Below are 26,441 nucleotides of genomic sequence, written 5' to 3'. Positions count from 1 at the left end.
TGAAAATAAATCTGTCAGCCTTTTTTCCATCCCTTATGATTCGGCGCGGTACAAACGGATCTTCCAGGCCGCTGATTCGTTTTCAAACACTTTCTCCAGCTCCAGGTTATTTTCGCCGGCATTTTCAATTTCAACAGCGGAGAGAACATATTCGCCTCCCATTTCCTTGAACGCCTCCGTGCCAAAATCCAGATTGTTTATCGTTTCCTGGTTGTTCTTGGTAAACAGATAATTCTTGCCCAGTTCGTCGGAGAAGGCGTAGACGCGGCCGCCCCAGGTATTGTAATAATTCTCAAGGGTGTCGTTTTTCGCCAGTTCTCCCTCGATAATGTTTTCAAATTGATGTTTGTATTCGAGAGGATACATCGTCACATAAAAGTCGAGTGTATAGAATCCATTGTACTGTGCCACAGCCGGATGCATTCCGATACTGACCACCCGGTACTCGGACGGGTCCTGGCCGATGTAATCCTGAATATCGGAAAAAAGATCTTCTGCGTAAAATTCTTCGTACGACGGGTAATCGATGCTCCGGTATTTGAATTCATGGTGTCTGCTTGTTTCCCCGGCAACCTGGCCGATCAAAAGCAGCACGACGAGCACCATGCCGAACTTTATTCTGCGCTGGATCATCATCAGCGAGAGGGCGAAGACGATATACCAAGTCACTACATTCAAAAGGTGGAACCGCCCGAAGTTGAATTCATTAATCAAATCAACAGCGTCTTTCAGCACACGCATGCCTTCCCAGTTCCAGATCGAAATCCAGAATGAAAAGACAACGATCATTAGCAGCAGGGCGGGAATCGCTTTTTCTCCGGGCGTTAACGGTTCCGGCTGCCGCTTTCGTTTCAGCCGCCGGACAGCAATGATGCCAGCCGTGAATAAAAGCGCAAACACCGCGGTGAAAAAGGCAAACGGGTAATGATACACATAGGAATGGGAATGAGCGTGAAGCAGGTTATTGCCGAAAAAGTTCATCACCGTATCCCAGTCCCGGTACCCCCTGTCAAACTCCACCCGGTGCGGGGTAAATCCTTTTCCCAGGAGTTCGCCGTACACGAGCCGGTACTGTTTAACTAAGTATAAAGCTGTCATTAACGCAATGCCGCCGACAAACTTCCAGTTCGGCTTTTTATACCGCACGGCATCCACAAGCCAGAAGATACCCATGATGGCAAGGAAAAAGATAAACGATACAATAAAACTGGAATAGAATGGAACAAGGATGAGAATAAGCCAGTTCGTCCAGTGGTTTTTCTGTTTCCGGATGTTCAAAAACGCATAAAGCACAAGCGGAACGCCGGCAAAGCTTAATCCTCCGAACGGCCAGAACGCAGGAAGAGAAAATGCAAGCGCCGTTCCCACGCTGATAAAAGAACCAGCCTTTGTCTTTGGCAGGATGTGCTTTTTCAAAAGAAGAAGCATGCCGAAAAACGCGGTGAAACGCATAAGGAATAAATTCACGGCGTAGGCCGGGAACGGGTCAAACAACGTAAAAAGCAGGGCAAACATGCTTAGCTCAGCACTTAATGCTTCCCGCGGCAGTCCGTTCATAATAGATGGAATTTCTTTGTCATTTGGAGCAAACAGCACATTGTTCTCTACTAACGTCTTATACCATATTAGATTGGAATCCAGGTTGTCATGAATCCGAAGATGAGCACCCTCCCCCAGAATCACGAGCGGGGAAAGATAAGCCAGGATCAGGCCCACACTAATCAGGATCCATGTCCTTTCTCTCATCACTTATAAAAACCCCTAACCTGTTCTGTAATTTCTTCTATCTGATCCTGCTGCAGACCGTAAAACATGGGCAGACGCAGCAGTCGTTCGCTTTCGCCTGTCGTCCAGCGGTCCGTGCCGTGAAAACGGCCGAAACGCCGGCCGGCTGCCGACGAATGCAGCGGTACATAATGAAAAGCCGTCGTAATGCCGGCTTCTTTCAACCAGTTCACCAACGCCGTCCGCTCTTTAATACCCGCTGTTTTGATAAAGAACATGTGAGCATTATGTTTACACTCCGCCGGCACCTTCGGCCGTTTCAGCAGGCCTTCTTCCTCCAGTGGACGAAGCGCTTTGGCATACATCTCCCAGGAGGCAAGACGGTCGTTATTAATGGCTTGGGCATGCTGGAGCTGAGCATACAAGTAAGCCGCATTCAACTCTGCCGGTAGATAGGAGGAACCAGCGTCCACCCACGAGTACTTATCCACCTGGCCGCGGAGAAACCTGGAACGGTCTGTACCTTTTTCCCGGATGATTTCAGCCTGCTCCTGCTTATCTGGTCTGTTCAGCAGAAGGGCACCACCTTCGCCGCTTGTATAGTTTTTCGTATCGTGAAAGCTCAAGCACCCGTAATCTCCGATTGTTCCGAGTGCCCTGCCTTTATATGTACTCATCACGCCCTGCGCAGCATCTTCTATCACATGCAGATTATGGCGCTTGGCAATATCCATAATGGTGTCCATCTCACAAGCTGTTCCGGCGTAATGTACCGGTACGATGGCTTTAGTTCTTTCTGTCACGGCCGCTTCGATTTTTGTTTCATCGATATTCATGGTATCCGGCCGGATATCGACAAAAACAATGCGTGCGCCCCGCAGCACAAAGGCATTGGCGGTGGATACGAACGTATAGGAGGGCATAATGACTTCATCCCCGGGTTCGATTTCCACGAGCATCGCCGCCATTTCCAGCGCATGCGTGCAGGAGGGCGTTAAATAGGCTTTTGTCGTGTTAAATGTCTCCTCCAGCCACGTCTGGCAGGCTTTGGTGAACGGACCGTCTCCGGACAGTTTCCCGTTTGCGATCGCCTCTTGTATATAATACATTTCATCTCCAGTGACTGGAGGCGTATTAAACGGAATCATAATCGGTCGTCCTTTCTATTACGCGGATTGGCTCATTACGACAATACCTGATACGACAAGCAGCATTCCAATCACTTTGAATGACGTAACCGGCTCGTTGAACCAAAAAATCGACAGAATGAATACGAGCATAAACGACAGACTCATAAAAGGATAGGCGTAGCTGATGTCAAACTTCGTCATCGCTGCCATCCAGCACATTGCTGCCAAAAAGGCAGAAAGAAAACCCGACAGCACAAGCGGGTCCAACAATAATTTAAGTAAAAATATAATCTTGTCCCATACCTCATCCGGGAGACTGCCGTATTTACCGATACGCCACTTCAGCATGAGCTGGCCGTATACTGTAAATATAACGGTGCCGAAAATATACAAATACCCCATGCCTTAAAATCCTTTCCACCGTTATTCGTTCAATTTATGATAAACGTCAACCGCGTCTTTAAATTTAAAACCAAGCGACGCAGTCAGGTTTACCATCGCGAGGTTAGCTGCGGAGATGGAAGTTTTCACTTCTTCATATCCCTCATCGAATAAATTCTGGACGGCTTTGCTCCAGAAGTACTTCGACAGCCCCCGGCCCTGGTACTCCGGCCAAAACGCCTGAAGCAGGACCTGATTGCCGGAATACGCGAAAAACCCGGCCAGTTCCCCGTCATAGGCGAGCCCCCATACGCCGCCTTCATCATATAACTGACCAAGCCAGTTGTCATAACGCCGGTCGGCACCGCTTCGGTCCAGCCTGAAATCGCGGTGGAAGCGCCCGTGTTCATACGCTCCCCGTGAAACAGAAATGATGTCTTCCCGGGGGACGTCTTTCACTAGTGTTAATTTATCGTCTTCATACGTCGTAAACTGGTTCCTCGTGCATACCGGAACGAGCAGCGTATCGGTATAATAAAAGCCGTATTCGTGAAGCAGATGTTTAGACTCCAGAGGATCCACCTTCATCGTGACATGCCCTTTCAGCGCTTCACTCTGCTGCATCGCCTTTTCGGAATGCTCCAGCAGCTCATACGTTTCCATGCCGAGGGCGCGTTTATCCCACGGCGTTTCTCTCCATATATTTTCACTCACAGCCGTATCCTCCTATTTCTGTTTCGATGCCGGCATCGGCACCGTTTTTTCTACATTTTTTTCATTGAATCCTATTGATTCCTGAACGATATAGAGAGGTCTGTTTTTGACTTCATTGAACACTTTCCCCATGTAAAGCCCGAGTATGCCGAGGTTGGCAAACAACAGTCCTCCTACAAAATAAATCGAGACCATAATACTGGTCCAGCCGGGCACCGGTTCAAACATAAAGAAATATTGATACATTAAATAAAGACCATAAAGAAGCGCTCCGGTGGAAAGAAGGAATCCGAATTTAATCGATAACCGCAGCGGCTTGTTGGACTGCGATACAATACCGTCAATGGCCAGATTCATCAGCTTGGATAAATTGTAGGACGATGTCCCGGAAATCCGCTGCTGGTGCTCGACATCAACAGTTGCTGTCTCAAATCCCATCCACTGGATAAAGAGCGGGAAGTTCCGATTCTGTTCACGGAGATGCCGGTAGTTCTCGATAACTTTCCGGGATGAGATGCTGAAATTGGCAATCGCAGGGTCGGATGTGTTCTCCGTAAAGTAATCATACACTTTATAAAACAGCTTGGATTCCCACTTTTTCAGCAGGGTGTCTTCCCGCTCTTGTCTGCGGGCAAAGACGACGTCATATCCTTCGCAGGCTTTATTATACAGTTTGTGAATCTCTTCCGGCTGATCCTGCAGATCGCAGTCCATGACAACAACCCAGTCTCCGAGAGCTTCATCCAGACCGGCGGTGATTGCTGTATGCTGTCCGAAGTTTTTGGCAAACTTGATGCCTTTTACCCTTTTGTCTCTTGCGGCCAGCTGCTGAATGACACTCCATGACTGATCCGGGCTGCAATCTTCCACCATAATGATTTCATACTGCCATGTCAGAGTATTAAGCGTTTCGCTCAAGCGGTTATACAGCTGCATGATGCAGTCTCCGCAGCCGTACACCGGGGTCACAACGGAAAGATGAGGATTATTCGTATTCATCGATATACCACTCCACCGTTTTTAATAGTCCGGATTCAAAATCTTCCTCCGGCTTCCAGCCCAGCTCTTCTTTTATCTTCGCGGCATCAACAGCATACCTGCGGTCATGGCCGGGCCGGTCTTTTACATACGTGATTAAGTCCATATAGCTTTCCAGCCCCCGGCCTTCAAGCTTTTCGGCTTTGCGTTCATCAAGCATGGTGCATATTTTTTCAGCAATGTAGAGATTGGTCCGCTCATTATCTCCACCGATATTATAGCTTTCACCCGCGCGTCCGTTCCAATACGCAAGCTCCACCCCGCGGCAGTGATCGGTGACATAGAGCCAGTCCCGGATATTCTGCCCGTCACCGTATATCGGCACCGTCTCCAGGCTCAGCGCCTTGCGGATAATGGTCGGGATCAGCTTTTCGTTATGCTGATTCGGTCCATAATTGTTCGAACAGTTGGTGATAATGGTATTCAAACCGTACGTTCGGTAATAACTCTGCACAATCATATCCGATCCGGCCTTGCTTGCGCTGTAAGGACTGCTCGGCGCATATGGAGACGTTTCAGAGAAGAGTCCCTCCGCTCCAAGTGTTCCGTACACTTCATCAGTGGAAATGTGATGGAAGCGGGCCTCTTCATACCCTGGATAACACTGGTTCGGACCTTTCATCCAATAATTTTTGGCCGTATCAATCAAGGTGAACGTGCCGTGCACATTGGTACGGATGAAAGCATCAGGATCATCAATGGAGCGGTCGACATGGGACTCCGCCGCAAAATGAATCACCCCCCGCACATCATGTTGTTCAAAAAGCTTCTCAAGCATGTCCCGGTCGGTAATATCACCTTCCACAAAACGGTGGTTCGGCAGCCGGTTCAACTGCATGACGCTTTCGGGATTAGCGGCATACGTCAGATTATCCACATTTAAAATCGTAATACCGGGGTTCCTGCGGGCAAAAGAAGACACAAAGTGTTGTCCGATGAATCCGGCTCCCCCGGTAACCATTATTGTTTTTTCATGCGTCATTATTTCATCAATTCCGTTCTATGGGGATCTTCCTGCTCTGTCATGCCGGGAGATACCGGTGTTCTTTCGACCGTGCGCAGCAGGTATTTTTTATATTCACTGTTTTTCATGTCGTACACTCTTTTCAATAAGGAATCACGGTCCATATAATTCATGTAAAAAGCGATTTCCTCCAGACATGCTACTTTAAAGCCTTGTCTTTTTTCAACCGTTTGAATGAATTGGGAGGCATCGAACAACGATTCCGGCGTGCCCGTATCCAGCCAGGCAAATCCGCGTCCGAGAAGTTCCACATTCAGCTTTCCTGCGTCGAGGTATGCTTTATTGATATCAGTGATCTCAAGCTCTCCCCTGTCGGATGGGCGTGCTTCTTTGGCGAGATCAAGCACGTCATTATCATAAAAGTACAGACCGGTTACGGCAAATTCAGATTTCGGCTGTTTCGGCTTTTCTTCCAGGGACTTCACCCTCTGGTTTTCATCGAATTCAACCACGCCGAATCGTTCCGGTTCACTCACCCGGTACCCGAATACTGTCGCGCCTTCACTGCGTCCTGCTGCCTTTTGCAAGAGCGGGGTGAATCCCTGTCCGTAAAAGATGTTATCCCCGAGAATCAGGGCAACACGGTCATTGCCGACAAACGATTCCCCGATAGTAAACGCCTGCGCGAGGCCATCCGGCGACGTCTGCACCTCGTAAGACAGCGAAATACCGAACTGGCTGCCGTCTCCGAGCAGTTCTTTATAGCGTGGGGTGTCTTTTGGTGTGGAAATGATAAGAATCTCCCGGATGCCGGAAAGCATCAGCACAGATAACGGGTAGTAAATCATCGGTTTATCATAAACCGGCAGCAGCTGCTTGGACATACTTTTTGTCATCGGATAAAGTCTTGATCCGCTTCCACCTGCCAGAATAATTCCTTTCATTGGGTGTAGCCCTCCTTGATACAGATTCATATAGGTTGTTAACTATCTATTACCTTTCTTTCACCTCAGGAAACATACGTGCTTACCGGCGTTCTCCCTTACATTCAGTCTTCGCAGGGAAGCGCTCTTTCATCATAAAAATGGGGATAAAGTTGTTATGACAAGGGATGCAGCGTGCCGACCCGTTTATTTTTCTTCTTCCAGCATGAAAAAATAATGTGTCAGCTGTGCGTCGTCCCATCTTTTTTTACATTTTTTTAAATTCATCCACACTATGGAGTAAGACATAAAAAGAGAGTCCCGGAACAGCGGAACCCTCTTTCGGAAAAGCAGGTGGACATGTGATACGTTAAGTATTGATTTTCACCTGTACAACAGAGTCCGGGTGACACAACGTCCGCGTCACCCGGACTTCAGAAACAACTTTAGACTATGTCAAGCGGCTGTTTACGGTCAGGAGCCGGAAAGGCCTGCTCCAATGTCCGGCATTCTTCGTCCGTCAAACGGATGGATGCGGCTTGGGCGTTGTCATACACATGCTGGGTCTGTACTGCTTTTGGAATAGCGAGAATATCGCCCGCCTGAATCACCCAGGCAAGCATAATCTGCATAGCAGAGGCATTGTGTCCAGCTGCTATTTCCTGAAGATCTGGATGCTCAAGCATTTTGCGGCGCAATAAACCACCCTGAGCCAGCGGACAGTACGCCATGACAGGAAGACGTTTGTTCCGCATCCACGGCAGAAGGTCATATTCAATGCCTCTTGAGCCGAGGTGATACAGCACCTGATTCGTCTGACAATGCTCGGAGCTCTCTGCCTCCCACAATTCTTCCATATCATCGGTGTCGAGGTTGGAAACACCCCAGCGCCGTATTTTTCCGTCCCGTTTCAACTTTTCCATGCCTTCCACGGTTTCCTCCAGTGAAAAACCTCCACGCCAGTGCAGAAGGTAAAGATCCATATATTCGGTGCCCATCCGTTTCAGGCTCTCTTCACAGGCCTGTATCAATCTGGAACCGCCCGCATTTCCCGGAAGCGCCTTGGAGACAAGGAAAACTTCATCCCGTCGTCCCTGAACAGCTTCGCCTGCAATATATTCCGCGCCGCCGTTTCCGTACATTTCAGCTGTATCCATTACTGTCATACCAAGATCGAGCCCGGTCTGCAGAGCGCGCACTTCATCTTTTTTCTGAGCCGGATTTTCTCCCATATGCCATGTTCCCTGGCCAACAACCGGAAGTTCTGTTTCATCCGGCAGAGTCAGGGTTCGTCTCTCCACGTCTTGTCGTATGTCCGGTGCATCATTTCTCATGTTTTCGTCCGCCTTTCCATACGTTAAAAGTAAAGGAAAACAGGACTGCCCTTGGTGTTTCAGACAGCCCTGTTTTTTTATTTATCCCATTTGTGTTCCGCTTTGACCAAGTGTTAATTCCGTCGTCTGCCGGCTGCCGTCCCGGTAGAATGTTACTTCAATCGTTTGATCAATGGACGCTTGATTATAAAGGAAACTCCGCAGATCCTGACCGTTCGTTATCTCATTTCCGTTAATCGCCGTAATCACGTCATACTGCTGAAGTCCAGCCTGTTCGGCAGCAGAACCCTGCTGCACGCTGTTGACGAATACACCTTCCTGTACATCTTCCGGCAGGTTCAACGTCTCCTGCCAGTGATAACTTGGAATCTGTGACAGAGAACCGATGGTTACACCAAGTTGAGGGCGTTCCACTTTTCCGTTCTCTTCCAGGTCCTCAAGAATCGGAACAACTGTATTCGAAGGGATGGCAAAACCTATGCCTTCCACCTGGGTCTGTGCAATTTTCATGGAATTGATACCTATAACCTGACCTTCAATGTTAATCAAAGCCCCGCCGCTGTTCCCTGGATTGATGGCGGCATCGGTCTGCAGCACATCAGACGTCCAATCGGTCCGGCCGTCTCCGTTGGTATCGACAGGTATGCTGCGATCGACTGAGCTGATAATTCCTTTGGTCACTGTTCCATTAAGATTGCCAAGCGGGTTACCAATCGCTATCGCAGGCTCACCTACAGATAGAGTGCTGGAATCGCCGAATTCAGCAACTGTGTTTACATTTTCCGAACTGATGCGAAGTACGGCCAGATCAGTCAAGGAATCGGTCCCGACGACCTCGGCTTCCACCCGGTTCTCATCAGTCAGCCCTACTTCAATCTGATTGGCACCTTCAATGACGTGATTATTGGTGACAACGAAAGCCGAATCGCCTTCGGTTTTGTAAATCACACCCGAACCGGCCCCTTGCGTCTCGGAACTTCCTTCCTGCAGCAAACCACCCTGCTGATTCCGGAAAATACCGACTACCGCATCAGATACTCCCCCTACCGCATCGGTCACTCCGCTGGAAACGTCTACACTCTGGACGGACATATCCGTTGTTTCCGGAGCGGCAGCATTTGACGTTTCTTCTTGTGCACTGCTGCTGCCACCGGCCGCATTGCTCGACGACATGTTATCCCCATAGACGAAAGGTATCACGGCGGCTACAATAAGCGCCCCGATGACGGCACCGATAAAACCTGTAAGTCCGGCCTTTCTGCGGTCTTTTTTATAACGCCTGTTATCTTCTGCTGCTGGTTGATGTGTATCTGCCTGCCGTTCCTGATGGTTGTGCTCCTGATTTGTGTGGTCGTGATATTCCTGCTCCTGATTTTCAGGTTCCGAATGATTTTGGTTTTCATAGCGATCCATGGTTATTCCCTCCCAGTTAACTAATAGTATGTGAAAAGTAGCAGTTATGATGATTTTCTATTGCATACTATATAGGACTTATGTGTCAGCCATATGTCTATGAGAGAAAATCTTGCTGTTTTTCTTTCCGATACTGTCTTTCCACGACAGCTGTCGTTTCAAACCGATTCAACGCTGAACCCGCCGGATGATAATCCATTCCAGCAGGCGGGAAGGAATCAGAGGTTTCACGAAATGATACAAAAAAGCAGAGGTTCCCATTGGATAACGCAGTGCGGGTTTTTTGGCCTTCAGGATATTCTTTAAAATGGATGCTGCCGCTTCGGGGTCTGAACTGCCGGAGGCTGCCTGGGATGCTTCGTTTTCAAGATTGGCCGTGAGTGTGTCATATGCTTCATCGGCATGCGCTCTTTCCTGAAGGGCTTTCTCCCAGATTCCAGTACGGTAACTGCCCGGTTCAACCAAAGATACATAGACTTGAAACGGCAGCATTTCATACCGCAGAGACTCACTGAAACCTTCGAGCGCAAATTTACCTGCCGCATAGGCAGCCATGCCCGGCAGACCAATACGGCCGCTGATACTGCTTATGTTAATGATCCGGCCCGCGCGCTGCTTCCGGAACAGCGGCAGGAGCGCTTTCGTCAGCCGGATGACACCAAATACATTCACGTCAAACTGCTCCTGCCACTGCTCTTCGGATAGTCCTTCCACGACGCCGCCCTGGCAGTATCCTGCATTGTTGATCAATACCTCTACGGACTGGGAGGTTTTTTCGAGAAAGGAGGCGAGCCGTTTTATGTCATCGGGATTTGTCACATCGAGCTGCCATAGGTGCAGATGGTCCTGTTTTCCGAGCTTCTCGGCTTCCTGCACGAGGGTCTCTCCTTTTGCCGTATCACGGACGCCCGCTATGACGTCATATCCTTTTTCGAGCAGCGTCCGCACAAACACGCTGCCAAAGCCGCCGCTGCTTCCTGTTACCACCGCATAGGATCCCATACTCGTCTCCTTTCTGTGTTTGTTTTACTGCTCGGAATTCTTGATATACTGTTTGACGAAACGGATAAACCAATACAGGAACACCCACGGGGCAATGATTACGGTAACCCAGAGCAATACCGCTGGAAAAGCAGGACCAACCGTTTCCATCCGGAACGACATAATAATAACAAAAAGAACAACGGCAGTGACGGTGCCATAGAGCACGTATTTCATGATGGAACCCTCCAACACGCTATTTTCTTCTTTTTACCATCTTTAGGATATAAACGAAAACCCCCAGAGCGATTCCGGTGAATACGACAAAAAGCATATAGTCAGAACCCGGCTGCGACAGAGAGGCGGGGTCTTCCGGCGTAAACAAGTTCAGAAGCGGCATGATAATCCAGAAAATTAAGGCATAGACAGCAGGCAGAAGGAAAAGAAGTTTCTTCATTCTACTGTCCCTCCCCCGTTTTGAAACGGATAGTCTGCCGGGTTATCGATATAATGTTCGATGGAGCGGAACGTCACATCGGTGCCGCCGCTTGTCACGTGAAAACCGTCCCGTGCGATAACACTTCCCTCAAATGAACTTCCATTAAATGTGACTTCTCCATTCGGCGCGTATAAAAAGCCGCTGAAAGACAGCCCCCCGCTTCTTATCGTGATATCTCCCCGGCTTACAACAACGGCATTGGTAAACGTATCAACATATCGGCCAAGATCGTTGTCATTGTAGCTCTCTATTGTGATATCACTACCGTACAGTGTCATGTCCTCGGGCTGAATACTCTGATTATACCCTTGTTCAGCGTACCATTCATCTGCTTTGGGTTCAGGAAAAGGCATATCCGGTATATCCACCGCCGGCACCGATGTTTCTTTTATCATTCGATCCAGAATATAAGAATGATAATTGGATGGTTTTTTCAATGTTCCTGAATAGTAGATACTGCTTCCTTCCTCAAAAGAGGGAGTCCAGCCGAGTTCCACATCCCCGTCTACATACACATTGCCATGAATATGGGCGTCTTTCAGCCGGAAGTCACCGTTTACATAAACATCCCCGTAAATATGTCTTGTGCCGCCCCACAACTCGAGATCACCATTAACATGAATCTCACCCGGCTCCCTTGCAGAGCCAAGACCGGCGCTTCCACCGTCCAGGGTGACTGCATCATCGATATATATATTGGTAACGCCGGTAAAGGCGCCTCCATTGAAGTCGCTTGTCTCAAGTGGATCGCGGATAAACACAGAACTGCCGTCTCCGTACACATTATTCCCTTGGAAAGTGAACGAAGAACCGAAGATAAACAACTCACTGAGCATGCCTTCAAAATCTCCTCCCGGCTCCGGGGGATCGAGGGTGACGACGGATCCTCCGTCAGCCTGCCGGGCTTCAATCACTGTATCAACGGTGAAAGTCTGGTTGTGATCATCGGCGAGCGTAAACTGCACATCGAGCGGTTCATCCGGACTTATACCGGCGCAGTCCGACACACCGGCTATGGTCGTGTTATCATGATGAATAGAAAGGTCTTCAGCATGAAACCGTCCGTCTGAGAACATGTCCTGCCCGCAGAGATTGTATGTGTCTCCTTGATGTCTCTGACGGAGTTCCGTTACGATAATGTTCGCTTCCTGCCGCAGGTTCACGTGAGACTGAGTGCGTTCATTGAATGATACGCTGCTTACCAGGACCGTTGTGACGAGGCCGATGACGATCGAAGACAAAAGAAGCGTCAACAGTACTTCAATTAACGTTACCCCGGATGTCTGCCGATAATAGCTGTGTATCACATATATCCCCGCCGTCCTTGAAATTATGTATGAAAAAGGTGACACGATGAAAAAAGCCGCTGCTCATTGCCGTCAGCAGGGATTCACCCTGGTGGAACTGCTTGCTTCACTGACCATATTAAGTATAGTGCTTATCAGTTTTTTATCTTTTTTCTCGCAGTACACATTGTTTTCGGTCCGCGCTGAAGACGAGCTGACAGCCGTCAATGCGGCCGAAGAAGTAATGTTTGAAGTGAAGAACGAGCAGAATCAGCCCGGAGAGATTCAATTGAACAACAAAACGTACTACCCGGAGGTCCACCTTTGCCATTCGGACATGGAGGAGATCGGCCGCGTGCATGTCGAGATTTTCCGTGAACAAAACCGCTCTTCCTCCGCTGAACCACTTTCAACACTGTATGGTTACGTGGACGCGGATGAATACGGAAGTCTGGAGGGAATACCGTCATGCCAAAGCTGAATGAATCCGGCTACACGATGATTTTCGTTCTTCTTACGATTACAATCATTGGTATAATGGTTCCACCTATCATGTCCAGTATAATGAACAGTTCGTCGCAGTACAACGAAAGTGAAGAAAATATACAGCGGGAAAAGTTAATGGATATGGGAACCATCCGTATCGAAAAAAAGGTGGAACTCGCCGTGGAGGAAGCAGAAGCAGTAGTGGAAGAGGAAACAAGGCAGGGGGAAACACAAAACCCCGAAGACCGGTTTTTCAACCTTCTTCAAAACAGGCTTTCTTCATCAGAAGAGACCATTGTCATGCAGGAGGGAGCAGAGCAGTTCATTCTATCACACGAAAACCCTTCCCGAAGCGGCGGAGAGATTACCCTGTCTTATGAAGTAACTCCGTCGCTGAACGGAGGAGGGGAAGAAGCAGAAAAGCTGCAGGACACCGTGACGGTGAATGTGTCACTCGCAGGAGGGTGAACTATGTTTCCCCCTCTTCGATATACTGCTTCACAACAGGTGCCTGCCAAGTATTGAAATGGTCTATCATACGGGAAGCATCGGATTCCACAAAAGCCATCGACCGGTATTTTTCATCCAGAAACTGCTGATTTGTCATATGATTAAAAAACGCGGCCAGCGGATCATAATAGTGTTCAATATTCAATAGTCCGAGCGGCTTCTGATGCAGTCCGAGCTGCCCCCATGTGAAGATCTCTACGAATTCTTCAAGTGTGCCGGGACCGCCGGGCAGCGCGATGAAACCGTCCGCCAGTTCCGCCATTTTGGCTTTTCGCTCATGCATCGAGTCTACAACAATCAAGTCGTTCAAGCCTTGGTGGGCGATTTCTCTCTCGTCCAGCATGGTTGGGATGACACCGGTCACCCGGCCGCCCCCGGCAAGCACAGCATCAGCCGTCACTCCCATCAAGCCGACGGATGCTCCGCCGTAGACGAGCTCAATCCCCCGCCTTGCAAGCTCCTGTCCGAGAGCAGCGGCACCTTCTTCATACACAGGAGAGGCCCCTTTTCTGGAGCCGCAGAATACAACAATCCGTTCCATATCTGAACACTCCTTTTTTCTGCTTGTCCATCATTTTATCCTATTTAACTTTATCAAAAGATATGTTCCTTCACCACTCCCCGCTTTATGAAAAAATCGGGCTGAGGTTGTTTCGGACCGGTGCAGTTCCGTGGACACTAGACGGGCAGCATATTTAGTGTCCAGGGAAATGGGACCGGTGGACACTAAGACCTGCTGCAGCAACAGATAGTATCCATTGATTTACGACCGTGTCCACTATCTTTCGTTTTGAACTGTGTAGTGTCCATCAAACCATAATCCGTGTACACTGGCTCTTCTCTTTTCAGCAGTAGAGTCCACGAGTGCCGTCAATCGCTGCTGCCTGCCGCTGCATTCTCTTTCATAAAAAAGGGAACTGTCCCTTTGGACACAGCCCCCTCTCAACCGGTAGGATTATACTTCTGCTTTCTGGAAAAACTGTGGCAGCCATGGTTTATGGGCTTCCATCATATCATCCACGATCTGCTTAGCCATTGTATCGGACGGTGTCAGCGGATTGATCGCAAGCGCCAGCACAGCTTTTTCGTAATCGCCTGTCACTGCGGCTTCGGCGGCGATCCGTTCAAACGATTTGATCTGCTGTACCAGACCCTGTACCTGCACCGGCAGTTCTCCGATGTTCAGCGGTTTCGGCCCTTCTTTTGTGATCATGCAGCTCACTTCCACCGCGGATTCGTCCGGAATACCGGCAATCGCCCCGTTATTTACGACGTTGACAGGCTGGATATCGCCGCGGTCTGTGTGAATAGACGTAATCAGGCGTACGGCGGCGTCGGAGTAATACGCTCCGCCGCGGTCTTCAAGCTGCGGCGGTTTGACCGACAAATCCGGATCTTTGTAAAGTTCGAACAGCTCGGACTCCAGCTTCTGTACCACTTCCGCCCGCGTTCCTTCTTCTTCCGCTTTTTTGGTGTCTTTTGCAATCATTTCGTCGGTTTTGTAATAGTAGTTGTGATACGGGCATGTGAGAACATTCAGCGCACGCAGGAATTCAGGCTCCCATTTCATACCGTCGATATTTTTCACGAAACTGCTCTGCCCCGGCTGGCTCAACAGCTCAATCACGCGGTCCTTCACACTTTCCCCGTCCAGAAAGACATTCAGCCCGTATACCATATGGTTCAGTCCGGCGAAGTCGATCCGTACTCTGGAATGATCCACATCAAGCAGCCCTGCGATTCCCATTTCCATTCCGATCGGAACGTTACAGAGGCCGACGACTTTGGTGATGGACGAATACCGCAGCACGGCCTCGGTCACCATTCCCGCCGGGTTTGTGAAGTTGATCAGCCAGGCGTCCGGGCACAGTTCTTCCATGTCCCGGCAGATGTCCAGGATAACCGGAATCGTACGAAGCCCTTTGAACAGACCACCGGCACCGTTTGTTTCCTGGCCGAGCACACCGTACTTCATCGGAATTCGTTCATCTTTGGCCCGTGCATCCAGCATACCGACACGCAGCTGCGTGGTTACAAAGTCCGCATCGCGAAGCGCCTCCGTGCGGTCAAGAGTCAAATGGACATCGATCGGCAGTCCTGCTTTTTCTATCATGCGTTTGGCAAGATTTCCGACAATCTCGAGTTTTTCCTGTCCTACTTCTACGTCAACGAGCCACAGTTCCCGTACCGGAAGCTCATCGTAATGTCTGATAAATCCTTCCACCAGCTCCGGCGTATAGCTTGATCCTCCGCCGATGGTGGCAATTTTGATTCCTTTGCTCATCGTGTAACACCTCCACCCTTATTTAATCATGGAGGAGATAGACGTCATAGGCCGTTTCGGGATTCTGTGCTGTTTCACACGCGTTGTAATTAGTTACTTATAAAAAACAATGTGTTTTTTAGGTGAACCTGCTCAGGTATCCGCAGCAGCAGAACGTTTTCTCATCACTTTCGCTGCGGCAGCACCATACCCTGATACATTTTGACCGTCAGCCCGTAATAAAGGAAATACAACACGATGAACACGAGCAGCGACACCCAGATCCGGTAGTACGGCTCAAGCAGAATGAACGAGAACATGTTCATGCCGATAAGGACGTGAGCCAGGCCGAGAACAGCCGGGATCAAGAAGATGATAAACAATTCTGCTGCCACAGAGCGCTTTAGAAGATCACGGGAAACTCCGATATTCTGAAGCATCCGGTACCTCGGTACATCACCAGCCGCACCAGAGAGTACTTTGAACATCAGGCAGCTTGCCATCATCGCAAGAAATGCCGTGCCAAGGAAAAATCCCATAAAGACTGTGCCGGTGGCAAGGGTCTGATAACTTTCATACATCCCGTATTTACTTTGCGAGTAGTAGTGCTCTCCCTCCGCTGCTTCCATTTTTTGTTCTTTGATCTGGTCAAGCGCTGCAAATTCATCGTGGTAAGCCATGAAGTCATCTGATTTTCCGGCAAAAACGACCTCTTCTTCCGCGTCGATACTTTCATACAGCGAACGGTTCACAATAAGCGGTTTTTTCGAGTAATCACGTGCGAAGCTGCTCTGCAGAAACCTCGTCCACTCCGATCCCGGGTCTCTGGCTGCTTTCACGTCAGCCAGGGACTCCCGGTCTTCAGGAAGTCCATTGTCCAGTATTTTTACCCCGCCTGACGATGTCCGCATCTTAGGGGGCTGATTTTCAAGGTCTTCTTTCAGATAAAACGTGTAATCTCCGGCCTTCTTGTACCGGTACTGCTGGGCATCGGTAAACGTGATATCGTCCAGAATCTCCTCTTCTTCCGGTCCCGCGTTGTGTACAACAGCATCATAGAAACCGGCCTGTTCTGCAAACACCGGGGCGTTATTTTTAAAAGCCATTCCCCCGGAAATCGCTCCGGCACCAAGGGCGATAAGCATCGCGGCCGTTGCAAGGAATTTCTTCAGGTTCTGCACCCGGAACGTGAGCTGCGAGAGAGTGAATGCGCGGATCCCCTTCTCCTTCCACGCCCCTTTTTCTTTCACAGCTTTCAAAAGCACCGGCAGCAACGATGAAAACAGGAGATAGGTTCCGAGTGTCGTCAGGATGGCAGCGGAAAGTATACCTTTCTCCCTCAGCTGTTCCATAAAAATCAACGACAGCCATCCTCCCGTCAGGCTGATAATACCAGCAGCCATCATAACGATATTCACTTTCGGCCGCGAGGGCATGCGATCGGAGGTTGTGTCAGCGTGAACAAGCTCCAGTACCTGCACTTTTGAGAGTTTGATATGATTCCACACCGCCGTCACGACAAACAACAGCAGGAAAAACAACAGTGTGACAACAAGAGACGGAAGGTAAAACGAATGGTACCCTTCAAGATCCTCACCCAGCTGCCCCATCACCATTCCTGCTGTGATTCCCGAGAGCACCGTCCCGGCGGCAATACCTACCACAAGAGCCGCCGTTCCAATCAATAGATTCTCCAGAAACATCAGCCGCTTCAGATGGGATTTTTTTGCCCCGAGAAGTAGAAACATACCGTATTCCCGCTGCCGCAGGGAGAGCAAAAAGGTGTTCGTATATAAAAGGTAGAAAAAGGTGATGACAGCAAGCAGAAACGAACCAACGTGAAAGACAAGCTGCATGGAAGAAATCATGGCATTATCACTGGTGAAATCCTTATTTAACGCAAGTGTCTGAAACATGTAAAAGATGGCAATCGACATGACCAGCCCTGTCAGAAGAATAATATAATCTTTCCGCTTTGACTTCATGCCATTCCAGGCTAATTTGACAAGCAATTCGGTTCCCTCCTTTTCCTACAGTTTGTTCTTTCCGGCTTCGGCCTGCTCATCGAGTATTTGTTTAAAAAATTCTTCCCGTGACCCGGTTCTCTGCATTTCTTTGTACAAACGTCCGTCTTCAAGGAATAAAATCCGTTCACAATAGCTGGCACTGAACGCATCATGAGTGACCATCATCGTTGTGACATCGTATGTTTCGTTTAAGTGCTGCAATGTTTCAAGAAGGCCCTTGGCATTTCCGGAATCAAGCGCACCGGTCGGCTCGTCGGCAAGAATCATACTGGGATGATGAACAAGTGCTCTTGCTGCTGCGGCTCGCTGCTTCTGGCCTCCTGAAATCATCGCCGGGTATTTCGACAAGGTGTCTTCCATTCCAAGCATCTCTGCGGCACGGTATACACTTTCCCGTACGCTTTTTCCTTTTTGATTCTGAAGAAACAGCGGCAGTGCAATATTTTCATAGACTGTCATATTTTCGAGCAGATTGAAATCCTGAAAAATAAACCCAAGCCTGCGGGCCCGGAAATCGGTGAGCTCTTTTTCTTTCATGTCTGTTACATTGGTCCCGGCAATCGTAATTTGCCCGCTCGATACCCGGTCCAGTGCAGCAATAGCTTGAAGAAGGGTTGTTTTACCAGATCCGGAAGCTCCCATCACACCGACAAACTCTCCTTCCTGTATGGAAAATGAAACATTGTCGAGTGCCTGGTAGGAAGCTTCTGCACGGCCTCCATATACTTTATTTACGTTGTTTACTTCTACAACAGGTGAAGTCACATTCATCTCTCCTTATTTGTTCTACCTGTATTATTTTATGTGATACAATTGATATAGTAAAGTCTTCTCCTGTTTTATTTACGTAACGTCATGTTTTTTTATCTGTATTATGATATGATACACATATAGAAGAAGGAGGATGGCGCATGTTTACGAATGAAGAAATTGCCTCATACAACGAGCTGGAAACCTCGTTGTATCAATACATCACAAAAAATATGGAAAAAGCAGCCTACATGCGGATCCGGGAATTGGCGGAGGCTACCCATGTTTCCACAACAACCATCCTCCGGTTCTGCCGTAAAAACGGATGCGAAGGCTTTTCGGAATTCAAAGTAAAGCTTAAACTGCATCTTGAGAACACGGAAGCCGCCACCGTCAAAGATTCCAAGCACGCCGTCAGTGAATTTTTCGAACGAACATTGGCTGGAAACCTGGATGAAAACATTCACAAAGCAGCAGACATTATTCAGCCTGCCGATCATGTATTATTTATCGGCATTGGCAGTTCCGGTATCCTCGCGGAATACGGGGCACGTTATTTTTCCAGCCTCGGGACGTTTTCGGTATACATTAAAGACCCCTACTATCCGATACACACCCGTGTTCTGGAACGCAGTGTCACCATAGCTCTATCCGTTTCTGGAGAAAATCGTTATACAACCACCCACATTCATCAACTAAAAGAAAAAGGCAGCAAAGTTATCGCCATTACCAATACGAAACATTCCACCATTGCCTCCATGGCTGATCTTACAATCCCTTATTACGTCACAGAAGAAGTCCATCACGGATCCAACATTACGACCCAGATGCCGGTCATCTACTTACTCGAAACAATAGCCCGGGAAGTGTATAAGAAAAAGCAGGGACAAGACGTTTAAATGGAAGCCTCAGGAAAACGGCAGGTGAAAATGTATGCCCGCTTCGGCACCTTGTGCTGGAGCGGGTTATTTTTTTCTGTAACAAGAATAAGATGCAAAGAGGAGAAAGAGTTCGGGAAAGGAGATTCAAGTCATGCAGATTCATGTTGTCCAGCCCGGCGAGTCATTATGGGGAATCGGACAGATGTATAATGTGCCGTTTGAAACCATAAGAGATGCCAACCAGATCCCGGAAGCATCGCGCCTTGTTGTGGGGCAGACGCTCGTCATCCCTTTTGAAGGCCGGCTGCACTGGGTCATGCCCGGGGAGAGTGTCTGGGAGATCAGCCAGCGCTACGGGGTCCCGTTCGATTTCATCCTGCGTCTGAACAACCTGCCGTTATCGGCTGTACTCCCGGTTGGTTTTCCGTTGTACATCGACCGCCCTGTTCCGATGAAGCCGGTGGTGGACGTCGGCGCTTACCTGAACCCTGACATTACAGGGGATGAATCAACGAGCGTCGTTAATGAAGCCGGCGAATACCTCACTTATCTGCAGCTGTTCAGTTATCAGATGAACCGCGATGGCACACTGACTCCGATGGACGACCAGGCTATTATTAATACGGCGTACGAAAACAGAGTGGTCCCCTTAATGGTTATCACAAATATTGAGGACGGCGCGTTCAGTACAGAACTTGCCTCGGCGGTTCTCCAGGATGAGGAGCGCCGGAACCGTCTGCTTGACGAAGCGCTCGAGATCATGCAGGAAAAAGGATTCCTCGGCATTGATTTTGATCTCGAATATGTAGGAGCAGAGAACAGGGAAGCGTATAATGAGATGATGCGCGAGGCCCGCGTGCGGCTTGATGAATACGGCTACCTTCTCTCCAGTGCGCTTGCGCCGAAAGTGGAGCCCGGCATGACCGGTGATCTATACGAAGGACACGACTACGCTGTACACGGGGAACTGGCGGATTTTGTTTTTCTTATGACGTACGAATGGGGGTATTCCGGCGGGCCGCCACGCGCTGTCGCCCCGGTAGATCAGGTGCAGCGCGTCATTGAGTACGCCCTCACCCTTATCCCGTCGGATAAAATCATGCTCGGCATGCCGCTCTACGGCTATGACTGGACCCTTCCGTTTGTGCAGGGGGAAACGCAGGCCGAAGCAATCGACCATCAGCAGGCACTGCAGCTCGCGCTTCGGTATAATGCAGCCATCTCCTTTGACGAGACCGCGCAGTCCCCGTATTTCACCTATTATGACGAAACAGGCGCACAGCATGAAGTTTGGTTTGAAGATGCGCGCACCGTGCAGGCGAAATTCAATATGATCAAAGAATACGGGCTGCGCGGCATGTTTTACTGGGTGCTCGGCTGGGAGTTCCCGCAGAACTGGCTGTTGATCGAAGAAAATTTCACGGTGAATAAACGGTTATAGATACACGGCCGGGGAGGCAGTGGGATAATGGACAGTTCCGGGCGGAAAATGTCCGGTATATCCGTTTTGTAGACATTTTTTCTTCCTAATTGTCCGGTAAAATAAAGTTATAGACACTTTCCCAGCTCTGTGCACTGATTTTGTCCCAAATCCCGCAGGTTATGGACAGTTTCATTCTGAAATTGTCCATAAAAAGAGCCCCGGTCTGCTGTCATCCAGACAGGCCGGGGCAATACTGACGATTACTTATTCCGCTTCCGCAAAAACCTGTTCCACTTTCGGAGTCAGGTCATCCCAATCGGCATCCATCGTTTTATTCACCGTTACAAAATCGTTGACGCCGAAAATATTATCCACGCCGTCGAGTTCCAGTAACGCCTGAGCGAGTTCATGTTCGGTGTCGTCACCTTTTTTCAGCGACGTGCTTTTTTCAAACAAATTCCGGTCCGCGGTAAACTTCATCGCATTCGGATTCGGCGTTGGTTCCGCCTGTACGTTAATAGCCATTATAGTCTCCTTTCGATCACACGCTTAACATCATGCTTATCTTTTTCTTATCATAACACTTTTTATAATAAATATTAAATAAGAATTGTCGTTTTCCCCAATATCTATGCTTGAAGCGTGTGCCACAGGCTATTGTCTCGTCCCATCCACAAATTGCACCGATTCCACCAAACTGGTCCCTTCTTCATCCAGTACATCAAATCCAAACTTACTGTCCGGTAGCTTATGCGGTTGATCCATGCCGATTTGCAGCGTGTATGCGCCGGAAGAAGAACCTCCACGGAGAATTTCTGCGCTTGCTGTGCCTTTTAGCAAGCTGCCGTCTGCTGCCAAAAGAGAAATGGAAGACGACAATACAGCAGGTTGAAACTTCCCTTCCGATTCCCTCACCTTCCCCATTCTGAAAGCATGCTCCCGTACTTCGGAGACCATAAGATACTCTCCTCCCGGTGTTTTTATCCAGGCAGTGCTTTTTCTGATATCATCCTCTTCTACATGGGCTTCTACCGCCTGTTCGGCCGAGTCATAAACCGGGGCTCCAGCTTCGAGCTTGGCGGCTTCCGTGAAAAAACCAGCCATAAGAAGAACAATGAATGCATAGGCAGTGATTCCTGCTGCGGCGGCGCTCCATTTTATGATACCTTTGTTTCTTTGTGTCATCTCTTTGTCCCCTCCTCTTTACTGCTCAACCGCAGCAAAAACGGGTACACCGCGCTGCAGAGAAGAAAGGCACCAAGAAGGACGCTGAACGTAACCGGCAGGGACAAGTCCAGAAAGGCAGGAAGCAGTACAGGAAGCGTGATGAGAAGGAGGAGCATCATCTGCATGTTTCGGCTCTGCCGGTCGGCATACTGCTTCGTTCCGCAATACGGACAGGACTTCCCGTGCTCATAGAAATAAGACTCCTTCCAGTTCCATGTTTCACCGCAGGTTTGGCATTTCGGCACTTCCACCACCTCTTCCTCACAACTTTTACAATAATGATAAGATCAGCATCACCATTCTTAGAATTCTATGCCGTTATTTCTGTAACCTGCCTGCTCAATGAATATCTTCCTTTGTTTGTCTTTCTACCTTTCCATTACCATGTCCTTATGAGTTAAAACTACCGTTTGACTACAGTACCGTCCCTGCACATATGATAGAATAGGGGCACTTTCATATAAATCAGGTGGTCTTATCATGACTAACGCGATAAAAAGACCCTGGCTCCTTGTCGTCACAATCGGCCTGGGCACTCTCTTAAATCCATTAAACTCCTCCATGATTTCGGTCGCATTAACCCGGCTCCAGGACGAGTTTTCGCTTACTTTTGCGGCGGCTTCCTGGCTCGTCTCCATTTTTTACTTAACAAGCGCCGCCGCCCAGCCGGTCATGGGAAAGCTCGGGGATATGTTCGGAGCAAAACGGTTATTTTTAAGCGGTCTGGCCATTTCTGCATTGGCTTCCCTGCTTGCTGTTTTTTCGCCGAATCTGATGTTTCTGCTCATATGTCGGGCTCTTCAGGCACTGGGTAGTTCCACGCTTTACCCAAGCGCCATGTTGATGATACGGGGGCATGTGACACAAGGCCAGGGGAAAGCACTGGCGGGGCTGTCACTGTTTGCAACGACATCTGCTGCATTCGGTCCTTCCATCGGAGGCTTTCTCCTCTCCTGGTGGGACTGGCATGCCATATTTTTGATTAACTTCCCTTTTATCATCGTCTCTTTCAGCTTGTCCCTGTTTATTCTGCCGAACACCAGAAGCGGACGCATCGACCTCCGCCGTATTGATTTTTCAGGGATAGGGCTTTTCGCCGCAGCCATAGTCACCTTGATTCTCGGCCTGCTTTCGCTTGAAAAGGACCCCGCCTGGTTTATGTTTGGGATCAGCGCTGTGACGGCGGTTGTATTTTATCTGTATGAAAAACGAAAACAGGAGCCTTTTATCGATGTTCTTACCTTAAAGAAAAACTACAACACTACGCTGGTTTATGCTCAGTTTATCTGCATCAGCCTTGTCTATTACACGTACTTCTTCGGGCTTCCTGCCTACCTGCAGCAGGTCCGCGGATTGGACGAACAAAAGACGGGACTTGTTATGCTTTCTCTCGCCGGCATGGGAATCATTATCGCTCCGCTTACCGGAAAACTCGTTGACCGTTTTGGTGCCAAGGTTCCGCTTCTTCTGGGCGCGGGCACACTGACCGCAGGTACGGTCTTGATGCTCACGTTCCATAATCACTCTCCGCTTGGATGGCTGATTGCGATAATGATCATACTTGGTATGAGCAGCGGTTTTAACAATATCTCCATGCAGCGGGCACTGTTTGAACAAGTTCGTGCCGAAGATACAGGCTCCGCCTCGGGTCTTTTCCAGACGAGCCGTTACCTCGGTGCCATTCTGTCTTCCAGCGTTCTCGGCATCTTTTTCACCGGAGCTATGACGATCGATCAGCTCCATAAGGTCGCGGTGGTTTCTCTTATCTTTTGCGCTGTTGTCACAGGACTTTCGATAAGAATTCCGGGTAGAAACCAAAGGCCGGCCGTTTCCCCGTAATGTGTTTACAGCGGCGCGAATCTTACGTTTTCAAGGACACCGCTTCGGGTATGCCAGCACTATTGTTAAACATACGAAGATCTTACTCTTTCACAAAAGGAGCCCTGCAATGATTTTACGATTTGGTTATGTATCCCATGCGTTATCACTCTGGAACGCCTCTCCTGCCGGAACGATGACTTACAAAAACTGGTCTTCCATGAAGGAGCCGGACCGGACGGAGAAACTCCAACGCATCACCCGCAGCAATCTTGAGAATACGATCCGGGCCCTTCATTTCAATATCGCCCACCGTATTCCGCTTTACCGTTTCTCGTCATCTCTAGTGCCGCTGGCGACCCATCCGGAAGTGGAATGGGATTATATCACGCCGTTCCGGGATCTTTATGAAGAAATCGGAAGACTGGTCAAAACCCATCAGCTGCGCACCAGCTTTCATCCAAACCAGTTCACTCTGTTCACAAGCGATAAAGGTCAGGTGACCGACAACGCTGTGACTGACATGAATTATCATTACCGTGTGCTGGAAGCGATGGGCCTTTCGGATGAAGCTTATATCAATCTTCATGTCGGCGGGGCGTACGGGCATAAAAAGACCGCAGTCGACCGCTTCCACGAAAACATCAAGAAGGTGCCTGCCGCCGTGAAAGAACAGATGACTCTCGAAAACGATGATAAAACGTATACAGCCTCTGAAGTGCTGAATATATGCGAAACCCAGAACCTCCCCATGATGTTTGATTATCATCACTATGAGGCTAATAAAACGATGGAAGAATCACTCTACGACATTCTTCCCCGTTTTTTCGCCACGTGGGAAAACCGGAATGTACCACCGAAAATTCATCTTTCCTCACCCAGGTCGGACGAGGAATTCCGAAGCCACGCGGACTTCGTCGACCCCTCATTTGTCCAGCCGTTTCTGCAGGCGCTGAAACGGTGCGGGCGGGACGTGGATGTCATGATTGAAGCCAAGGAGAAAGACCGGGCCATGCTGCAGCTCGTGGAAGACTTAACATCCATTCGGGGCGTCAAGCGGATGGATGAGGGAATATTGGAATGGTAATTCCCTCATCCCCTTCTTTTCCATTCTTCCTGCAGCATGCTGTAGACGATAACGTCAAGATACGTCCCGTTCACCCGCTCCGCTCCCCGGAGCCGTCCTTCCTCCTGAAACCCAAGGCGGGCGGGGACAGCGCGGCTTTTCTCATTGGCTTTTGCGGCTTTGATTTCAACCCGGTGCAGATCCAGCTCATCGAACGCATGCGCCAGTAACGCCCGGCACGATGTCGTGACCAGGCCGCGTTTTTCAAAGGGCGGGGCTATCCAGTAACCAATGCTCGCTGCCCGGTTGACCTCATCGATATAATGAAAACCAATAACCCCCGCCAACTCACCATCATACCAAATCCCCGCCTGCCAGCCGTTCCCGTCCGCGAACTGCTGCATCGCCGAACGGATAAAGGCTTTCGTGTCGGCTGGGGTTGTTGTATGCTCCACCCAGGGCAGCCATGTTTTCAACTCTTCAGCATATTTCCGGGTTAAAGAAAACAATGCCTCGGTATCGTTCCTATCGAGCATTTTCAATGTGGTGCTTTCATTCATCTGGTATAAAAACATTTACCCATTCCCCCTCCATTTTTTCACGATCATATCACAGCGCACTGGTTTCTTACACTTCCTCCGGTACATATGTTACATTGAATAAACACAAGACGTGGAAGGTTGTGACGAACTAGTGAATGATATGGCAAGAGAAACGATTATACGCGAAGTCGTTGGTGAAATATACGATGCGTTTCCGAATCTTTTGGAGGACCTTGAAGAACAGGAAAGTGAACAGGAGCTGGAGAGACTGCAGCAGGAAAATGCGTACCATCTCGATAACCTCGAAGCGACATACGAGATGGATAATATTGAATTCTTCCTGAACTATACCGAATGGCTTGATAATGTCCTCACCAGCCGCAACGTGGACCGCTACATGATTATCGATAATTTTGAACGGCTGCAGCGCCTTATTCCAGGCAATGTGGAAGAGGAAGAAGAAGGAGCTTATGTGATGTATCTGGAGTCTGCGATAGATTTACTGAAAGAACGCCAGGATGACGGAGATGACGAAGCTGACGGAGAAGAAGCATGGTAGAATAAAGTACATCGTTAAAAGACGGAGCGGGATGAATGTCCGCTCCGTCTTTTATTCGTTTTATACCGGGTTTCTTTTATTGATTTTCCATCCAGTCCAGCGTGTTGGAGATGAAGACCGAGAATTGAGCGCGGGTCGTTTCATTCCCGGGTGAGTACGGCGGACGACTTTTACCACTTATGCCATCTTTTTTACCACCTTTTGCGGATAAATGTACCACTTTATGCGGTGCTTTTTACCACTTTCAAAAAACGGGTGAAACCAGTATTTTTGTGGTTTCACCCGTTTTTCATTATTGTTTCTACAAGAGAGCGTTGCTCTCTTCCTGTTCCTTTTCTTGTTGAACGCCAAAACGTTCCCGCATGGATACTTTTCCATCAAGAAAAATGTCATACGAATCATGGACAATACGGTCTAGAATGGCTTCTGCCAAGGTGCCGTCTCCCAGCTTTTCATACCATCCATCAATATCGAATTGGGAACAAAATATCGTAGATTGTT

Annotated in this window: 29 protein-coding genes; 7 read left to right on the top strand and 22 right to left on the bottom strand. The window is 49.0% G+C overall.

Annotated features, from left to right (window positions below; translation table 11 throughout):
• Nucleotides 1-33: 33 nt before the first annotated feature.
• The 13 genes from BM058_RS00145 to BM058_RS00085 form a co-directional block, all read right to left on the bottom strand.
• On the bottom strand, nt 34-1,746 hold the full coding sequence (locus tag BM058_RS00145) for a DUF6044 family protein (RefSeq protein ID WP_090925018.1): 1,713 nt from the start codon (nt 1,744-1,746) through the stop codon (nt 34-36).
• Entirely contained in the window at nt 1,746-2,873 is a 1,128-nt protein-coding gene (gene rffA, locus BM058_RS00140) for a dTDP-4-amino-4,6-dideoxygalactose transaminase (RefSeq protein WP_090925017.1), read from the bottom strand. The genes BM058_RS00145 and rffA overlap by 1 nt, the downstream gene beginning before the upstream one ends.
• A gap of 18 nt (nt 2,874-2,891) precedes the next feature.
• Nucleotides 2,892-3,257 carry an EamA family transporter gene (locus tag BM058_RS00135; RefSeq protein WP_090925016.1) on the bottom strand — a complete coding sequence of 122 codons (366 nt, stop codon included), beginning with the start codon at nt 3,255-3,257 and terminating at the stop codon, nt 2,892-2,894.
• Between the two features lie 21 nt (nt 3,258-3,278).
• The gene (locus BM058_RS00130) at nt 3,279-3,950 is read right to left on the bottom strand and encodes a GNAT family N-acetyltransferase (protein WP_090925015.1); all 672 of its coding nucleotides are present in this window, start codon (nt 3,948-3,950) and stop codon (nt 3,279-3,281) included.
• Between the two features lie 12 nt (nt 3,951-3,962).
• Nucleotides 3,963-4,949, bottom strand: coding sequence for a glycosyltransferase family 2 protein (locus BM058_RS00125; RefSeq protein ID WP_090925014.1), 987 nt, complete (start codon nt 4,947-4,949; stop codon nt 3,963-3,965).
• Nucleotides 4,936-5,970, bottom strand: coding sequence for a dTDP-glucose 4,6-dehydratase (rfbB, locus tag BM058_RS00120; protein ID WP_090925013.1), 1,035 nt, complete (start codon nt 5,968-5,970; stop codon nt 4,936-4,938). Before rfbB ends, BM058_RS00125 begins: the two co-directional genes overlap by 14 nt.
• Complete coding sequence (gene rfbA, locus BM058_RS00115; RefSeq protein ID WP_090925012.1) at nt 5,970-6,896, bottom strand: glucose-1-phosphate thymidylyltransferase RfbA; 927 nt, start codon at nt 6,894-6,896, stop codon at nt 5,970-5,972. The genes rfbB and rfbA overlap by 1 nt, the downstream gene beginning before the upstream one ends.
• 425 nt (nt 6,897-7,321) lie before the next feature.
• A complete protein-coding gene (locus BM058_RS00110) occupies nt 7,322-8,209 on the bottom strand; it encodes an aldo/keto reductase (RefSeq protein WP_090925011.1) in 888 nt (295 codons plus the stop codon).
• An 81-nt stretch (nt 8,210-8,290) separates the two neighbouring features.
• Nucleotides 8,291-9,622, bottom strand: a complete 1,332-nt coding sequence (locus BM058_RS00105; RefSeq protein WP_090925010.1) for a S1C family serine protease — start codon at nt 9,620-9,622, stop codon at nt 8,291-8,293.
• A gap of 168 nt (nt 9,623-9,790) precedes the next feature.
• Nucleotides 9,791-10,624, bottom strand: coding sequence for an SDR family NAD(P)-dependent oxidoreductase (locus BM058_RS00100; RefSeq protein WP_090925009.1), 834 nt, complete (start codon nt 10,622-10,624; stop codon nt 9,791-9,793).
• Nucleotides 10,625-10,648: 24 nt separating this feature from the next.
• Nucleotides 10,649-10,840, bottom strand: a complete 192-nt coding sequence (locus tag BM058_RS00095) for a hypothetical protein (RefSeq protein ID WP_090925008.1) — start codon at nt 10,838-10,840, stop codon at nt 10,649-10,651.
• A 19-nt stretch (nt 10,841-10,859) separates the two neighbouring features.
• Nucleotides 10,860-11,060, bottom strand: a complete 201-nt coding sequence (locus BM058_RS00090; protein WP_090925007.1) for a hypothetical protein — start codon at nt 11,058-11,060, stop codon at nt 10,860-10,862.
• Nucleotides 11,057-12,409: a collagen-binding domain-containing protein gene (locus BM058_RS00085; protein ID WP_090925006.1), complete on the bottom strand. Its 1,353-nt coding sequence runs from the start codon at nt 12,407-12,409 to the stop codon at nt 11,057-11,059. The genes BM058_RS00090 and BM058_RS00085 overlap by 4 nt, the downstream gene beginning before the upstream one ends.
• Nucleotides 12,410-12,455: 46 nt before the next feature.
• Here BM058_RS00085 and BM058_RS00080 point away from each other — a divergent pair, with 46 nt between their 5' ends.
• A complete protein-coding gene (locus BM058_RS00080; protein ID WP_177195363.1) occupies nt 12,456-12,869 on the top strand; it encodes a type IV pilus modification PilV family protein in 414 nt (137 codons plus the stop codon).
• The gene (locus tag BM058_RS00075) at nt 12,857-13,342 is read left to right on the top strand and encodes a hypothetical protein (RefSeq protein ID WP_090925004.1); all 486 of its coding nucleotides are present in this window, start codon (nt 12,857-12,859) and stop codon (nt 13,340-13,342) included. The genes BM058_RS00080 and BM058_RS00075 overlap by 13 nt, the downstream gene beginning before the upstream one ends.
• A gap of 1 nt (nt 13,343) precedes the next feature.
• Here the strand turns inward: BM058_RS00075 and BM058_RS00070 are convergent, their stop codons facing one another.
• The 4 genes from BM058_RS00070 to BM058_RS00055 all read right to left on the bottom strand — a co-directional run bounded on the left by BM058_RS00070 (nt 13,344) and on the right by BM058_RS00055 (nt 18,439).
• Entirely contained in the window at nt 13,344-13,925 is a 582-nt protein-coding gene (locus tag BM058_RS00070) for an LOG family protein (RefSeq protein WP_090925003.1), read from the bottom strand.
• A gap of 414 nt (nt 13,926-14,339) precedes the next feature.
• A complete protein-coding gene (locus BM058_RS00065) occupies nt 14,340-15,668 on the bottom strand; it encodes a 6-phospho-beta-glucosidase (RefSeq protein ID WP_090925002.1) in 1,329 nt (442 codons plus the stop codon).
• A 164-nt stretch (nt 15,669-15,832) separates the two neighbouring features.
• On the bottom strand, nt 15,833-17,659 hold the full coding sequence (locus BM058_RS00060) for an ABC transporter permease (protein ID WP_090925001.1): 1,827 nt from the start codon (nt 17,657-17,659) through the stop codon (nt 15,833-15,835).
• An 18-nt stretch (nt 17,660-17,677) separates the two neighbouring features.
• A complete protein-coding gene (locus BM058_RS00055) occupies nt 17,678-18,439 on the bottom strand; it encodes an ABC transporter ATP-binding protein (RefSeq protein ID WP_090925000.1) in 762 nt (253 codons plus the stop codon).
• A 146-nt stretch (nt 18,440-18,585) separates the two neighbouring features.
• Between BM058_RS00055 and BM058_RS00050 the strand changes: the two genes are divergently transcribed.
• Both BM058_RS00050 and BM058_RS00045 read left to right on the top strand, forming a co-directional pair.
• A complete protein-coding gene (locus tag BM058_RS00050) occupies nt 18,586-19,323 on the top strand; it encodes a MurR/RpiR family transcriptional regulator (RefSeq protein ID WP_090924999.1) in 738 nt (245 codons plus the stop codon).
• Between the two features lie 133 nt (nt 19,324-19,456).
• A complete protein-coding gene (locus BM058_RS00045; protein WP_090924998.1) occupies nt 19,457-20,746 on the top strand; it encodes a glycosyl hydrolase family 18 protein in 1,290 nt (429 codons plus the stop codon).
• A 246-nt stretch (nt 20,747-20,992) separates the two neighbouring features.
• Here BM058_RS00045 and BM058_RS00040 read toward each other — a convergent pair whose 3' ends face one another.
• The 3 genes from BM058_RS00040 to BM058_RS00030 form a co-directional block, all read right to left on the bottom strand.
• Nucleotides 20,993-21,253 carry a NifU N-terminal domain-containing protein gene (locus BM058_RS00040; RefSeq protein WP_090924997.1) on the bottom strand — a complete coding sequence of 87 codons (261 nt, stop codon included), beginning with the start codon at nt 21,251-21,253 and terminating at the stop codon, nt 20,993-20,995.
• Between the two features lie 129 nt (nt 21,254-21,382).
• Nucleotides 21,383-21,913, bottom strand: coding sequence for a hypothetical protein (locus tag BM058_RS00035; protein WP_090924996.1), 531 nt, complete (start codon nt 21,911-21,913; stop codon nt 21,383-21,385).
• Entirely contained in the window at nt 21,910-22,200 is a 291-nt protein-coding gene (locus BM058_RS00030; protein ID WP_177195361.1) for a TIGR04104 family putative zinc finger protein, read from the bottom strand. The genes BM058_RS00035 and BM058_RS00030 overlap by 4 nt, the downstream gene beginning before the upstream one ends.
• 235 nt (nt 22,201-22,435) lie before the next feature.
• On the opposite strand from BM058_RS00030, the gene BM058_RS00025 reads away from it, so the two are divergent.
• Nucleotides 22,436-23,794 carry an MFS transporter gene (locus BM058_RS00025; RefSeq protein ID WP_090924994.1) on the top strand — a complete coding sequence of 453 codons (1,359 nt, stop codon included), beginning with the start codon at nt 22,436-22,438 and terminating at the stop codon, nt 23,792-23,794.
• 109 nt (nt 23,795-23,903) lie between these two features.
• Nucleotides 23,904-24,860, top strand: a complete 957-nt coding sequence (gene uvsE, locus BM058_RS00020) for a UV DNA damage repair endonuclease UvsE (protein WP_090924993.1) — start codon at nt 23,904-23,906, stop codon at nt 24,858-24,860.
• Nucleotides 24,861-24,865: 5 nt separating this feature from the next.
• Here uvsE and BM058_RS00015 read toward each other — a convergent pair whose 3' ends face one another.
• Nucleotides 24,866-25,414, bottom strand: a complete 549-nt coding sequence (locus BM058_RS00015) for a GNAT family N-acetyltransferase (protein WP_090924992.1) — start codon at nt 25,412-25,414, stop codon at nt 24,866-24,868.
• Between the two features lie 127 nt (nt 25,415-25,541).
• On the opposite strand from BM058_RS00015, the gene BM058_RS00010 reads away from it, so the two are divergent.
• Nucleotides 25,542-25,940 carry a hypothetical protein gene (locus BM058_RS00010; RefSeq protein WP_407690154.1) on the top strand — a complete coding sequence of 133 codons (399 nt, stop codon included), beginning with the start codon at nt 25,542-25,544 and terminating at the stop codon, nt 25,938-25,940.
• Nucleotides 25,941-26,241: 301 nt separating this feature from the next.
• On the opposite strand, the gene BM058_RS00005 is transcribed toward BM058_RS00010, so the two are convergent.
• A partial coding sequence (locus BM058_RS00005) for an ATP-binding protein (protein ID WP_177195360.1) occupies nt 26,242-26,441 on the bottom strand: 200 nt, incomplete at its 5' end.

It is taken from the genome of Salibacterium qingdaonense (genome assembly GCF_900114715.1).
Classification (GTDB): Bacteria; Bacillota; Bacilli; order Bacillales; family Marinococcaceae; genus Salibacterium; species Salibacterium qingdaonense.
The sequence above is the reverse complement of the archived record's forward strand: the minus strand, read 5'-3'. Positions and strand labels throughout refer to the sequence as shown.

Bases quoted from the DNA above. Each gene is read 5' to 3' on its own strand.
- BM058_RS00145 (WP_090925018.1), bottom strand. From the start codon at position 1,746: ATGAGAGAAAGGACATGGATCCTGATTAGTGTGGGCCTGATCCTGGCT.
- rffA (WP_090925017.1), bottom strand. From the start codon at position 2,873: ATGATTCCGTTTAATACGCCTCCAGTCACTGGAGATGAAATGTATTAT.
- BM058_RS00135 (WP_090925016.1), bottom strand. From the start codon at position 3,257: ATGGGGTATTTGTATATTTTCGGCACCGTTATATTTACAGTATACGGC.
- BM058_RS00125 (WP_090925014.1), bottom strand. From the start codon at position 4,949: ATGAATACGAATAATCCTCATCTTTCCGTTGTGACCCCGGTGTACGGC.
- rfbB (WP_090925013.1), bottom strand. From the start codon at position 5,970: ATGACGCATGAAAAAACAATAATGGTTACCGGGGGAGCCGGATTCATC.
- rfbA (WP_090925012.1), bottom strand. From the start codon at position 6,896: ATGAAAGGAATTATTCTGGCAGGTGGAAGCGGATCAAGACTTTATCCG.
- BM058_RS00110 (WP_090925011.1), bottom strand. From the start codon at position 8,209: ATGAGAAATGATGCACCGGACATACGACAAGACGTGGAGAGACGAACC.
- BM058_RS00105 (WP_090925010.1), bottom strand. From the start codon at position 9,622: ATGGATCGCTATGAAAACCAAAATCATTCGGAACCTGAAAATCAGGAG.
- BM058_RS00100 (WP_090925009.1), bottom strand. From the start codon at position 10,624: ATGGGATCCTATGCGGTGGTAACAGGAAGCAGCGGCGGCTTTGGCAGC.
- BM058_RS00095 (WP_090925008.1), bottom strand. From the start codon at position 10,840: ATGAAATACGTGCTCTATGGCACCGTCACTGCCGTTGTTCTTTTTGTT.
- BM058_RS00090 (WP_090925007.1), bottom strand. From the start codon at position 11,060: ATGAAGAAACTTCTTTTCCTTCTGCCTGCTGTCTATGCCTTAATTTTC.
- BM058_RS00080 (WP_177195363.1), top strand. From the start codon at position 12,456: ATGAAAAAAGCCGCTGCTCATTGCCGTCAGCAGGGATTCACCCTGGTG.
- BM058_RS00075 (WP_090925004.1), top strand. From the start codon at position 12,857: ATGCCAAAGCTGAATGAATCCGGCTACACGATGATTTTCGTTCTTCTT.
- BM058_RS00070 (WP_090925003.1), bottom strand. From the start codon at position 13,925: ATGGAACGGATTGTTGTATTCTGCGGCTCCAGAAAAGGGGCCTCTCCT.
- BM058_RS00065 (WP_090925002.1), bottom strand. From the start codon at position 15,668: ATGAGCAAAGGAATCAAAATTGCCACCATCGGCGGAGGATCAAGCTAT.
- BM058_RS00050 (WP_090924999.1), top strand. From the start codon at position 18,586: ATGTTTACGAATGAAGAAATTGCCTCATACAACGAGCTGGAAACCTCG.
- BM058_RS00045 (WP_090924998.1), top strand. From the start codon at position 19,457: ATGCAGATTCATGTTGTCCAGCCCGGCGAGTCATTATGGGGAATCGGA.
- BM058_RS00040 (WP_090924997.1), bottom strand. From the start codon at position 21,253: ATGGCTATTAACGTACAGGCGGAACCAACGCCGAATCCGAATGCGATG.
- BM058_RS00035 (WP_090924996.1), bottom strand. From the start codon at position 21,913: ATGACACAAAGAAACAAAGGTATCATAAAATGGAGCGCCGCCGCAGCA.
- BM058_RS00025 (WP_090924994.1), top strand. From the start codon at position 22,436: ATGACTAACGCGATAAAAAGACCCTGGCTCCTTGTCGTCACAATCGGC.
- uvsE (WP_090924993.1), top strand. From the start codon at position 23,904: ATGATTTTACGATTTGGTTATGTATCCCATGCGTTATCACTCTGGAAC.
- BM058_RS00015 (WP_090924992.1), bottom strand. From the start codon at position 25,414: ATGTTTTTATACCAGATGAATGAAAGCACCACATTGAAAATGCTCGAT.
- BM058_RS00010 (WP_407690154.1), top strand. From the start codon at position 25,542: ATGGCAAGAGAAACGATTATACGCGAAGTCGTTGGTGAAATATACGAT.